Origin of the sequence: Streptomyces griseus subsp. griseus (genome assembly GCF_000720255.1) — a bacterium.
GTDB lineage: Bacteria > Actinomycetota > Actinomycetes > Streptomycetales > Streptomycetaceae > Streptomyces > Streptomyces griseus_I.
On the sequence record NZ_JOJE01000237.1, the window covers coordinates 1 to 231 of the forward strand.

General features: G+C 58.0%; 1 rRNA gene. It reads left to right on the forward strand.

The features are described 5' to 3' along the window. A 23S ribosomal RNA gene (locus IG99_RS43940) occupies nt 1–231 on the forward strand; the annotation flags it as partial.

The following is a 231-nucleotide window of genomic DNA, read 5'->3' on the forward strand; positions in this document are numbered from 1 at the left end:
GCCGTGGGAGCGTCGGAACAAGGCTTGCCTTGTTCTCGTGACTGCGTGCCTTTTGAAGAATGAGCCTGCGAGTTTGCGGTGTGTTGCGAGGTTAACCCGAGTGGGGAAGCCGTAGCGAAAGCGAGTCCGAATAGGGCGATTCAGTAGCACGCTCAAGACCCGAAGCGGAGTGATCTAGCCATGGGCAGGTTGAAGCGGAGGTAAGACTTCGTGGAGGACCGAACCCACCAG